Here is an 11824-nt window from a genome sequence, read left to right as displayed (position 1 = left end):
ACACGTGGGGCTTCAAGCGCGCCAATACGGACATGGCCCTCACGGGGAGGCCACTGATTTCCTCCCGGCGCTGAAGCCAGAACCTCTCAGTGGCCAGTTGGTCCGTAGTTTCTTGTAGCGGTGCAGGTCCGCTGTGCGAGGAAGGCAGCCAGCCGCTCGGGACCCACGACCGCCTTGTCGTCGAGCGTGTCCCCGAGCAGGACGCCATCGACTCTGTCCCACACTGATACTCGGGCCAGCCGCATCGTTGCTGTCTGTGTGGCGGTGAGGTCTTTGACAGTGTCGTAAAGAGCGCGCTGCTTCCAGCGTGGTGCACCAGCACTGTTGAGATCGCCGACCGGCCCGGGCGGGCCGAACATCGCCTCGCACGGTCGCGTCGTCCAGCGCCTACCCCACCGGCCCGCGACCAGACACCGCGGCTCGAATCGGGTGCAGTAGTCGAGATAGTCCGCGTGCCACGGCAGTGCGGAAGCGCGGAACGCCAGCAGGGTCTCGGCACGATAGCGGTTGAAATGCAACTCTTCATCGAGTTCGACCACCAGCCCGCCGGTGAAGGCCAGGTCCCACGCTCCCGGACGCAGCCGCGGCATCGGCCGAGTACCGCCGAGCCGTGCGTAGACGGCCTCGAGCTCGCCGACGGCGGCTGTAGCCAGATCCGACAACCGCGGCGCCGCCGGCACGGAAGCCGGCGACAACCCGGCTCTCGTCAATAGCATTTGCAGCGCGGCGGCGCGTCTACCGGTGCGAACCATACCCCCAGTCTGCACCCGCATTTTGCCGACCGTGCTGGTCATCTTCGGCCGAGATTCGCCAGGTGCATGTCAGGTTCGAAGACCGGTGGTCGATCATGGTGGGGTCGGCGGATTGCCGCTGCTGGATAAGGAGATCGTTCGTTGTACGAAGAGCAGTTCGCCGGTGCCTACATCACCAGCCCCAACAAGCCGAGCAGAACGCCGCGGTGCAGATGCGGGCGATGGGATTCACCGACGCGGTCGTCACGGCCAACGGCGCCGACGGCGGCATCGACGTGCTCTCCAGTAGTGCTCTGGCGCGGGTGAAATGGCGCGGTGGCGCAGTATCGCGCCCGGACGTGCAGCAGCTCTTCGGCGCACGCGGCAGCGAATTCGGAAAAGCGCTCCTGTTCTTCGCGGCCTCGGACTATTCCCAGCCCGCGGTCGAGTACGCCGACCAGCACAGCATCGCGCTGTTAATCTACCATCCAACCGGTCAGGTCGAACCCAGAAACCCCTACGCAGCAGCCCTACTCGGCGGATGCCGACGCGGGGGCGATGATCCCGGCCCGATCGGGCTCCGTGGCGTTCGCAAAGGTCCGGTCAGATCAATCGAAGTCCGGCGGGAGGGACCGCTTGAGAAACTGGTCGTAGGCCGCCGCGGGAAGGGCAAAGTCGAGGGTGAGCGCCGCGGCCAGGGCATCGGTCGTGTTGAAACGGGGGCGTCGGCCCATTGCTCCCCGGTGCTCCGAAGCTAGGGCCGTCACAGCGACCCCTGCTGCCGGCGCCGCGCCGGCGGTCAGGTTTTCGATCCACGCCGGATGCTTGGGAAGGTGGGTGTCGGTGTTCGCAGGCGAGGCGCAGTTTGGTGCCCCATCCGCCGCGCGATCGGCCCAACGCGTGATCAGCCGGTTCGTCGCAGGGGGCTGGCGGGTGGTTCGGTCTGCAGGTGGCTGCCGCGGCGGGCTGGTGAGCGCACGGTGGTCGAGTCCACCCCGATTAGCCAATCGATCTTGTCTTCGGCGTCGGTGAGAGCTTGCCGGCCGTGCAGGATCTGCGCCCAGATCTCCGACGCGGGCCCAGCGCCGGAACAGTGCGTAGATCGCCTGCCAGGAGCCGTCGCAGGCGGGGACGCCACGCGAGGCGCGTCAACCCGGATACGCCACCGGCCGCCTTCGATGAGCTGGCGGCGGACGAATCGAGACGGCCGTTCGATCCGGTTCGGGCGGGGAAGCGGTGGTTCGAGCCGGGCCATTGGACATCGGTCAAAGTCGGCTCGTCGGGTCACCGCTAGGGTGGTGATGAGGTCTCCGGTGTTCAGTGAATCTTCGTCGACCAACCATGACCAGAGACCTCGCTATTCTCAAAACCCCCTGGTCACAGCCACTCTCACACCGTCAGCGTCACTTCGAGAAACGCTTTAGCTGAACCGTCGCGGCGACCTCTCACACAAGTCTCACCTTAGGCCGCCTCCCAGAATCCAGTTCGGGCGCATCAGCGGATCAGGCAGCGGAATATTGTATGCCGTAGCGAGGAGACGGAGAGTCTCGCCTATCTCCTCACGCATCACCGCCAAATGCCTTTCTGCATGCTCCTGCCCCAGCGCTGGCCTGAAGTAGGGATCGATTTTGACTTTCGTCATGAAGGTACGGGCCGAAGCGATGATATTCTTGATCAGTTTGGCTAGATTGTAATCATTTTCGACCTCTTTTAGTTCTTGTGTCAGCGTCGTGCGAAGGGTGCCCAGAGACGAGATCACTTCGGACCAACTCTCCAGTTCCGGCCGCTCGTAGACCGCACGTTTGTCGGCTATTACGTTGAAGATATGGCTCACGATCGCACCGTTTTTCTCGCGTCGCCTAAATTCTGACAACAGCGCTATCGGACTGGCGAGAAGTCGCCGGACGGTCGCCGTGTGCGCATCGCGCCACGCAGTCAGATCGCCGGCTGTATACCCGGGTCCGCCGTTGTTGTCGATGAGAGTGTGGCATGTAGCGCAAAGAAAGATGGCGTTCTCGGGATCAGCACGCTGGTCGTCGGTCATCGCAGGCTCCCACCGAGGGCTGTCGTCGGCACGGCCGCGGATGTGCGCGAACTCGCCGATACTGCTCTTGAGCAATGAGTCGTTGGTGTTGACCTCCGGTCCGACGAGCAAGCGATTGCAGTCCGGGTTGGAGCACATGTATCCCGCACGCGCTGCAACCAAAGCTTTCGTTTTCGGCGTAAAATAGCCGTCTGCCATAGGAATCCGTGCCCCTCCGGTGTAGTATCCGAGTTGTTTGACTGCCCAGTTCGGCCGCTCCGCCTCGCTGCGCGGATCTCAAGCATCATCCCAGCAGGCGACGTGTCGCCACCCGGTGTACTCGGCCGTTGTGGGATCGTGGCGTCGTGACCGAGAACGTGGTGGTGAGACCGGTGCGGGGTGCTCCGACCGCGCAGTTGTTGAACTTCCTGAGGCGCTCGACGTCCGCCACCAGCTGCGCGATGCCGTCATCTCCGCAGTGCCGCATCGCCTTGAACGCGCCGACGAACAGGCCAAGGTCCGGCTCGTGGCCGACGGTGACGGGAGTGCTGGTCGGCTTGCCCGATCACGTACCAGGCATATCACCCTTGTCGGCCGCTGCGTGAGGGCGGTCGCCTCCGATCTGATCTCGCAACCCCTGACGTGGTCCAAGCGTGCCTGCTGGCCGAACGCATCCGGACGGCATCACCGCACCTGCTCGAACTGCGTTCAACCAGTTGCGTTGCCTGCGTATTGGTTTCGCACGACCACTAGAGTCGGTGTAGGCCGGACTCGCCCTAAATGGGTACCGTAGATTCGCTGCCGACAGTTCGGTTCGCTAGATTTGCCCGCCGTGATCATCGTTCGACCCACTGAGACCGATACGGGCTCCCGATCCACCACACTGCATCCGAAGTCTGTGTGGCCAAAGAAGTATCAATCGGCGCTTGCACGCCGCGACATCGGAACGTGGATCGCCTACGCAGACAGTGACGACCTTCTGGCGGCCCATCTTTGGGTAGCCGAGGGGTACGAAGTCAAGGCCAAAATTGACGTGATCTAAAAAGAGATTGAACGCATCTCTGCCCTGCGTGAAGAGTATGTTGAGGTCAGACGAACAGTCAACGAGCCGGGAGGTGTTTGGATTTTCGCAAAGCATGAATTGAATTCGCAGATGCTATTGACCCGAAACTATTCGGTTTCCTCGATTCGTGTGTAGCGGACGTGTCGTGCGCCGAAGTAGCCGCGGACAATGCCGGGCTGACGTTGGCGGCGGCGGAGGAAGCGGCGGGTTTCGCGGGCGAGGTCGTCGGTAGTACGGGCGCGGGCGGCATGGACGTGGCGTTTGATGTCCGCGTTCAGGATCTCGTCCGGGTTCAGCTCGGGGCTGTAACCGGGCATGAAGTGCACCTCGATCCGGTCGGCGTGGTCGGCGAGCCAGGCCCGCACGGCCCGGCTGCGATGCACGGGATGCCGGTCGGCGATCACGTGCACCTTCCGGCCGGCCTGGCGAGCCAGCCGGTCGAGGAAGCCGATGAACACCTCGGCGGTGAACTTGCCGGTGAACACCGTGAACCACAGCGCGCCGCGAGATGCGATGGCGGACATGATGTTCACCCGCAGCCGCTTCCCGTTGACCCGCACGATCGGGGTCTGCCCGACCGGCGCCCAACTGCGGCCCGGCGGCGCGGTGTCCGACCGCAGCCCGCACTGGTCGGCCCACGCGATCACCGCGTTCTCGGCCCGGGCGCGAGCCACGAGCGCCGGATAATCGCGCTCGAGCCAGTCGCTCACCTGCGCCTGGTCCTGCCTATAGGACCGGCGATCCGGTCGCTGCGGGGACAACCCGTGCCGCCGTAGCCATTTCCCCACGCCTTGTTCGGTCATCGCTACTCCGGTGACCATCCTGATCAGGTCGACCACCGCAGCGCGGGTCCACATCGGCCCGCCGATCAGCAGCTGCTCGGGCGTGTAATCGGCCATCGCCTGGAACAACACGCCACGCTCCTCGGCGCTGATCATCTCGTCTCGCCCGGTTCGCGACTTCACCGGCGCGGCAAGCGATTCCCGCCCGATGTCGCGGTACTTGCGCCACCACGTGCCCACCGACCGCGACGACACCCCGAACATCGCCGCCGCCTCCGGATACGACCCCACCAGACCCGACTCCAGCGCAGCCACCACCCGCAACCGCACCACCTCCTGCGCCGCAGGTGACACCCGCCGCAGGTCCCGCTCACTCACCCACACTCAAATACCAAGGAAACCAGCAAGTTTCAAGTCAATAACTGCGATCGACGTTGCCGACCTTGCGCTGCGCGAACACCGACGAAATCGCGACAAGGTGATCAAGTGCTTTCGGGATCTGCACGACGCCGCGGGCGATGCGCGCCTGCATGTCCGCGATCTTTTTCGCATCACGACGCTCGTCATAGGTGAACGAGCACAGGTCGTCGAACGGGTCTGGCGGTGTTTGCCTGCCGCGAATGCTGATCCGACACCACCGCCGCGACCTCGATGTCGCCATCGGCAACAGGTCGACCCGCTCGATGTCACCGATCGGGACACTGACCGGTGACTGCCTCGACGTCGAGGAACTGACCGCGGCACTCCACGAAAGGCCCGCAGGGCAGGGCATCCTCGACACCGTCGAGCAGTGGTTGCGTCGCAAGCAGGGCGCACGCACCAGCTTCGACGACCTGTACGACCGCATGCTGCAAGCCAATCCGCAGCTCGAAGGCCTTTGTCGGGGCCGGCTCACCGAAGTGATCCGCGAAGGCGCGCAGCTACTCGCCGAAGAACAGGGCTGGAGTGCTGACGATCTCGCCCCGCGCATTTTGGCCGCGACAGTAGCCAGCGTAATCAGCGAACTCACCCACCGTTCCCAACCGGGTGACCTGGACCGGGCGATGGTGTTCATCCGGGCGGCGGCGGCAACTTTGCGCTGAAACCTGGGCGAAGGCTCGAGGGATTGGTTGGAGGGGAAGCCGAACCGCGGGCCGAGCCGCTGTCATGTCCTACGTAACCGTAAGTTCGACAGGATGTGTGTGCCGACTGTGCCGCATGCGTGTCGCGCCGGCGTGGTCGGTGGCCTCGAGGCGAGGTCCGCCGTTGCTCCAGCCGAGCAGCGGTGCGATCTCGGGCACGTGGAGCGGGGGCTGCGGCACCGGCGCCAGTGTCCGCGGGGAACGGCCGAAGCTGTCGTCGCGACCGTCTGTGCGGGCATTGTTGTTTCTCGCGTGATGACGACTCCGGTGCTGCCATACATGTCGGTGGAGAAGGTCAAGCGAGCGATCGAGGTCTTCGGCCCGGTGATGATGGCCGCGTACGGACAAACGGAGGCGTTCGCCGGAGTCGCGTTCGCGCGCCCCGACGAACGCGTCCGCAATGGGATCCCGTTGTCGGACAGGCGACTCGACTCCTGTGGACGCCCGTACCCGCTCATCACCGTCGAGATCCGCGACACGGACGACAAAGCCGTACCGCGCGGCGAGAGCGGTGAGATATGCGTCCGCGGCGATCTGGTGATGAAGGGCTACTACAAGCAGCCCGACACGACCGCCGAGACGATCATCGACGGTTGGCTCCACACCGGTGACGTCGGGCACCTCGACGACGAGGGCTACCTCTACATCACCGACCGGACCAAGGACATGATCATCTCCGGCGGCTTCAACGTGTATCCCAGTGAGATCGAGCAGGTCATCTGGGGACATCCCAGCGTCAGCGACTGCGCCGTGATCGGCGTAACCGACCCGGACTGGGGCGAAAAGGTGATCGCCGTCGTCGAGCTCTCGCCCGGTCGTGACGCCAGCGAGGCGGAACTCATCGCGCTGGTGAAGGACACGCTCGGCAGTGTGCGTACACCGAAGCGTATCGACTTCGTCGACAGTCTTCCGCGCAGCGGCGCCGGCAAGGTCTTGAAGCGGTCGCTGCGGGACAACTACTGGGTCGACGTCGACACGCGGATCTGACCGACCTCTACGAATGGGCGACCATCCTCGCATCGGTCGCGAACGCCACGCATCAACCAGACGGCATCCTCGTCGCGGACGGGATAGTCCTGGGCGTGTAGCTCCTCGATCGCGCGGTTCAGATACACCGAGTTCCACAACACGACGCAGTTCAAGATCAGGCCCAGTGCGGAGAGCAGGTCTTCCGTGCCGTCGAGGCGTCGGTGTGCCCGATCCAGGCGCTGATGACGGCTCGACGATCTGATCTAGATCCTGGTCGATTCGATCATCGGCTGACCGGTTCGGGGAAGAACCGGGCGATGGCCGGTCGCAGGCGCGTGGTCTCGAAGTCGTCGACGGGTAGCGCGAGTTGCTCGAGGATCAGGCCGTTGACAAGGGTGAGCAGGTCCGCGGCGTCGGCTTCGGGGTTCGGGGATCCGGCGCCGCGGAGCTCGATGGCGAAGGCCGCTCGTTGCGTGGCTCCCCATTCCTCGAGGCTGGCCCGCAGGTGGGGGCGACGCGCGACTTCGAGGAAGAACTCATAGCGGGCGATGCCGGCCTCCCGGTCGCTGGCCAGCGTGCCGGTGACGTACTGCGCGAGCCGGGTAATCCGTTGCGGGACATCGACATCCGGCAGGTTGTCGAACAGTGTGCGGACCTCCTCGACTTGCCGGGCTGCCAATTGCCGCAACGCTTCGTCGAGCAGTTGGTCGAGGGTGCCGAAGTAGTACCGGGCGATGCCATGTGTCGTTCCCGCCTCTGTCGCCACGGCCCGGTGGGTCACGGCGCGTGCGCCTTCGCGGGCCAGTAGCCGGATCGCGGCCTCCAGCAGGGCCTCGCGGCGCGCGGCTCCCCGAGCCATCCGCGGCTCGCGCACGGGTGTCGTCATGGTGCTCATCGTACCGGCGACAAGAAATCCAAGAGTTTTCTCCGTATGGAGAAAACTCGAGGTAGGGTAGCTGCACAGGAAAGAACGGCCCTAGTGGAGGACAACCATGACCAACACGATCATCACCGGCGGGCGGGTGCTGACGCTCGTCCCGGACGCACCGGAAGCGGAGGCGCTGGTGCTATCCGGCGGACGCGTGCTGGCAGCGGGCGACCGGGACGACATGCTGGCGGCGGCCGGGCCGGATGCCAGGCATGTCGACGCCGAGGGCGGTGTGGTGCTGCCCGGCCTGATCGACACCCATCCGCACGTCATGCACTTCGGGATGCTGGCGGGCGGGCTCGTCGATTTGACCGATGCCGTCGATCACGCGGACATCGTGGCGCGGATCCGGGCCAAGGCCGCGCATACGCCGCCAGGGCAGTGGATCATGTGTACGCCGGTCGGTGAACCCCACTACTTCATCCGCCGCTCGGAGCGGGATCTGCTCGAGCGACGGCTGCCGGATCGGTGGACCCTGGACACCGCGACCGAGGCTCATCCGCTGCTCATCCAGGCGTGGGCGCCGCGCATGCCGAATGTGGTGGCGTTCAACACCGCTGGTTTGCGTGCGGTCGGGCTGAGCGCGTTCATCCCGGACCGGGTCTGCGATGTCGAGATCGACAAGAACGAGGCCGGGGAGCTGACCGGCATTCTGCGTGGACCGGTGACGAATTACTACACCTACGACCCGTTCTGGGGGCAGATTCTGACCAAGCTGCCACGTCCGGACCTGGCGGACGCCGTCGCCGGTACGACGGCGGAGATGGCGCGGTATTCGGCGCAGGGTGTGACCAGCGTGTACGAAGGTCACGCCATGGAACTGGAACACCTTGCGCTGTATCGGCATCTGCGCGCGACCGATGCGCTGACCCTGCGCGTGATGGCGACATTGGATGCCGAGTCGGTCATCTTCTACCCGTTCGACCCGCTTCCGCAGGCCGAGTTCGCCGACCAGTTGCGTCGGCTTGCCGCGGAGGCATCGGATGACGGTGACGACATGCTGCGGGTCGGCGGGCTCACCTTGAGTCCGGGCGGGCCGTGTTTCTCGGGATACTTCGCCACCTACGATTCGTACCTCGATCCTTTCGGTCGTCCCACTCGTGGTGTGCGGTTCGTGTCGCTGGAAAAGGAAGAGGAATTCGTCAGGTTCTGCGCTGCCAATGGAATTCGCGCGAACCTGTGCCTCGGTGCGTTCCGGGAGCATGACGATTTCCTGGATATCGCGGAACGCGTTGTGCGCGAACACGACTTCCGCGACCAGCGCTGGATTCTGCAGCACGCTATGACGATCACCTCTCGACAAGCCCGCCGCTATGCGGATCTCGGTTTCCAGGTCACCACCAGCGCGGGATTCGCGTGGGGGAAGGGCGCGATGTACGGCGAGCGGATGGGCGAGCACGTCTGGCGGGACTTGGAACCCCTGCACCGGCTCACCGAGATCGGCCTGGATCTGGGCGGCGGCTCCGATTGGGGCCCGAAGAACCCGTGGGAGCAGATCGAACTCGCGCAGACCCACCGGTTCGCGGGCAGCGGCCACCGCAATGACGGACCCGACCAGAAACTCTCCCGTGTCGAAGCGTTGCGCATGTGGACCACAGGTGCGGCGAAGGTGCTCGGCTGGCCCGAGATCGGCTCGCTCGCACCGGGAAATCACGCCGATGTGGTGATCGTGGATCGCGATCCGCTGACCTGCCCGATCGCGGACCTTCCTGATACCAGGGTACTGCGCACATATCTGGGCGGCTCGATCGTCCACGACAGCGGCGAACTCGCCTCGCCGGCCGCCACGGAGATCGAGGGGGTTCGGTCGTGAACGCCGAAGCGACGAGCCGGGTGCTCGACCGGATCGACGACCTGCGAGACGAATTGGTGGCCGCGCTGGCCGACGCCGTCGCCATCCGCAGCGTGAACCCCACCTACCCGGACCAGGACTACGACGACCTGGTCGGTGGCGAAACGGAGGTCGCCGGACTGCTGGCCCGGCTGTACCGGGAGGCGGGCGCCGAGACCGAGCTGTTCGGCAAAGCGCCGGGCCGGGACAATGTCGTCGGGGTGCTGCGGGGCAGCGGTGGCGGACGGTCGCTGATCTTCAACGGTCACGTCGATGTCGTTCCCGCCGATGACACCGCGCAGTGGACCCACCCCCCGTTCACCGCCTACGTCGACGACACCCATGTGTGGGGCCGCGGCTCAGTGGATATGAAGGGCGGACTGATCGCACAAGCATTCGCCGCCAAGGCATTACGGCAGGCCGGGGTGCGGCTGTGCGGCGACCTCGTCCTACAGGCCGTCGCGGGGGAGGAGAACCTCGAACACCACCTGGGGACCTCCGCCGTCTTGGAGCGGGGGTTCACCGCCGACGGGGCGATCATCGCCGAGCCCACCGGCGCGCTCTCCCCGTTGAGTGTCATGCCCGCCACTCCCGGCGTGCTGATCATGCGCATCACGGTGACAGGGCGTTCGGCACATGCGGCCATGCGCGCGCAGATGCGTGCCGAGCCGACCGACGACCCCGTTGCCGCCAGCGCGATCGATGCGGCGCTGCGGATCCACGACGCGCTGCGCCGGTTGGAGGACGAATGGGTCGAGGGCCGGGTAGATCCGCTGTTCGAAAAAGGCCAATTCACCATCGGTCTCGACGTGATCGATGGTGGGGCGCGCGGCAGTCGCAATGTCGCCTTCATCCCCGACGAGACCACTCTCGACTACGCGATCTTCTACCCGCCGGCGGCGAAGCTGTCGGAGATCCAGTCCGAGATCGTGCAGACCGTAGCCGGTGTCGCGAAGTGGGACCCGTGGCTGCGAGCCAATCCGCCACGCATCGACTGGCCCATGCACTATCCAGGCGGGCGAACCGACCGCGATCATCTGTTCACCAGGACGGTGTGCGCCGCACGGAAGCGGGCCGCCCTCGGCACACCGATCGCCGGGGTACCCGATGTGCGGCCGTTCCCCTCGGCAACTGATCTCACCTGGTTCACCGCCGCCGGAATTCCCGCCGTCGGGCTGGGGCCGGGCGCCCTCACCATGGCTCATGCCGTCGACGAGCGGTGCGCGATCGATGAACTGGTATGCGCCGCGCGAACATACGCGGCCGCCGCGATTGCATGGTGTGGCGCGGACTGATCGGGTCGACCGCCGGGCCGCGCCGATCGCACCGCATTTGGCAGTCGGGTTGACCGTCGTTCACGGTATCGAGGCGCGCCCACATCGCGCGCAACCTCGAGGCGGCCGAGGAGGCCATCCACGCGGAGGTCTCGGAGTGCGGCGGCCGCGCCACTGGCGTGGTGGCTGCATTCGGTGCGTGCGCCGGCGGGGTCTGTGGTGGGCCCTGACGGCGGCAGCCTGGCACGAGCTGATCGCGAGATTGCGCTCGATGTCAGCGACCGCACGCCCGGCCTCGACCAGATCCAGAGTCATGCGCCGGAACTCCTGCGGGTATGCGCGCCGTCCCATGCCACTCCTTGACATTGGGGCACAGGAATCTAGCAACGCAAGTCCGAAGCAGCCCGGGGAAGACCAGTCTCGCCATGCCGGGCGGATTCGGAACAGGATTCCACCGCAGCATTGAGTCGGGTTGGACTACGGGCAGGTGGAACTCCTCTGTTTCCGTGGCCGCGTGTTGTCGATGAGGTGTTTTCGGGTGACCCTCGCATCGAACGCGTCGCTGATCCAGCTCCGGATGCTATCCGTGCTCGTTGGATACACCATGTATCGTGCATATCCGACATCCGTTCCGGTGGCGTCTCTTTTGACATTGTCACTCACACGACCGGGCAATTTGCCACCGTTGACGGCGGCGCTAGGTAACTGGATTGCAAGAACGCCGTTGACTTTGCTGTGCTTGCTCTCCCGAAGTGAAGAATATACTTCCCAATCAACATACCGCCGCGCCCACGTACACTTGCCGATAAGGACGATGGTGACTGTTGAATTGCCGAGGTAGTTCTGGCGAATCCGACTCATGATGTAATCAGTGTCCTGGCTGTCGATGAAGTCGTCTTCGTCGGTGACGCCGATAGTATTGGCGGTGAACTCTGAACCAAAGGTGTCCAGGAAAGTTGCGACCTCGTCAGAGTCTTCGGCGTGGTATGAGATGAAGCACTTGTGGCGCGTGGGGTCGTCCTTGCGCATCTCCGCGCGTGCGGCGATCTCTAGCAAACGGCGCTGGGTGTAGTGGCTCACTCAAGCTCCCTGGTCAAAGCCA

12 protein-coding genes are annotated in these 11824 nt (G+C 64.9%); 5 read left to right on the top strand and 7 right to left on the bottom strand.

Annotated elements, in window-relative coordinates:
• Positions 1-86: 86 nt before the first annotated feature.
• The gene (locus tag NV348_RS35755; RefSeq protein ID WP_447150863.1) at positions 87-794 is read right to left on the bottom strand and encodes a DUF7255 family protein; all 708 of its coding nucleotides are present in this window, start codon (positions 792-794) and stop codon (positions 87-89) included.
• 53 nt (positions 795-847) lie between these two features.
• On the opposite strand from NV348_RS35755, the gene NV348_RS35750 reads away from it, so the two are divergent.
• The gene (locus tag NV348_RS35750; protein ID WP_447151222.1) at positions 848-1489 is read left to right on the top strand and encodes a restriction endonuclease; all 642 of its coding nucleotides are present in this window, start codon (positions 848-850) and stop codon (positions 1487-1489) included.
• A gap of 698 nt (positions 1490-2187) precedes the next feature.
• Here the strand turns inward: NV348_RS35750 and NV348_RS35745 are convergent.
• The 3 genes from NV348_RS35745 to NV348_RS35735 all read right to left on the bottom strand — a co-directional run bounded on the left by NV348_RS35745 (position 2188) and on the right by NV348_RS35735 (position 5260).
• Positions 2188-2973, bottom strand: coding sequence for a DUF6650 family protein (locus NV348_RS35745; protein ID WP_447150862.1), 786 nt, complete (start codon positions 2971-2973; stop codon positions 2188-2190).
• 951 nt (positions 2974-3924) lie between these two features.
• A complete protein-coding gene (locus NV348_RS35740; RefSeq protein ID WP_447150861.1) occupies positions 3925-4977 on the bottom strand; it encodes an IS630 family transposase in 1053 nt (350 codons plus the stop codon).
• A gap of 37 nt (positions 4978-5014) precedes the next feature.
• Positions 5015-5260 (bottom strand): hypothetical protein, encoded by a 246-nt coding sequence (locus tag NV348_RS35735; RefSeq protein WP_447150860.1) that lies wholly within the window; start codon positions 5258-5260, stop codon positions 5015-5017.
• Between the two features lie 22 nt (positions 5261-5282).
• On the opposite strand from NV348_RS35735, the gene NV348_RS35730 reads away from it, so the two are divergent.
• Together NV348_RS35730 and NV348_RS35725 are read left to right on the top strand one after the other, a co-directional pair.
• Positions 5283-5681 (top strand): hypothetical protein, encoded by a 399-nt coding sequence (locus NV348_RS35730; protein ID WP_447150859.1) that lies wholly within the window; start codon positions 5283-5285, stop codon positions 5679-5681.
• Positions 5682-5975: 294 nt separating this feature from the next.
• Positions 5976-6707 carry a class I adenylate-forming enzyme family protein gene (locus NV348_RS35725; RefSeq protein ID WP_447151221.1) on the top strand — a complete coding sequence of 244 codons (732 nt, stop codon included), beginning with the start codon at positions 5976-5978 and terminating at the stop codon, positions 6705-6707.
• Here the strand turns inward: NV348_RS35725 and NV348_RS35720 are convergent.
• Positions 6677-6925: a Tn3 family transposase gene (locus NV348_RS35720; protein WP_447151220.1), complete on the bottom strand. Its 249-nt coding sequence runs from the start codon at positions 6923-6925 to the stop codon at positions 6677-6679. The two genes, NV348_RS35725 and NV348_RS35720, sit on opposite strands and share 31 nt — an antisense overlap.
• Before the next feature lie 47 nt (positions 6926-6972).
• Positions 6973-7575: a TetR/AcrR family transcriptional regulator gene (locus tag NV348_RS35715; RefSeq protein WP_447150858.1), complete on the bottom strand. Its 603-nt coding sequence runs from the start codon at positions 7573-7575 to the stop codon at positions 6973-6975.
• A 106-nt stretch (positions 7576-7681) separates the two neighbouring features.
• Between NV348_RS35715 and NV348_RS35710 the strand changes: the two genes are divergently transcribed.
• Complete coding sequence (locus NV348_RS35710) at positions 7682-9430, top strand: amidohydrolase (protein ID WP_447150857.1); 1749 nt, start codon at positions 7682-7684, stop codon at positions 9428-9430.
• Positions 9427-10743 (top strand): ArgE/DapE family deacylase, encoded by a 1317-nt coding sequence (locus tag NV348_RS35705; RefSeq protein ID WP_447150856.1) that lies wholly within the window; start codon positions 9427-9429, stop codon positions 10741-10743. Before NV348_RS35710 ends, NV348_RS35705 begins: the two co-directional genes overlap by 4 nt.
• A 456-nt stretch (positions 10744-11199) precedes the next feature.
• Here NV348_RS35705 and NV348_RS35700 read toward each other — a convergent pair whose 3' ends face one another.
• Positions 11200-11802 (bottom strand): TIR domain-containing protein, encoded by a 603-nt coding sequence (locus tag NV348_RS35700; protein ID WP_447150855.1) that lies wholly within the window; start codon positions 11800-11802, stop codon positions 11200-11202.
• Between the last annotated feature and the right edge of the window lie 22 nt (positions 11803-11824).

The sequence above is a fragment of the Nocardia fodinahabitans genome (genome assembly GCF_052983615.1).
Note: the sequence above shows the minus strand (reverse complement) of the source record. Positions and strands in the feature narration are given on the sequence as shown.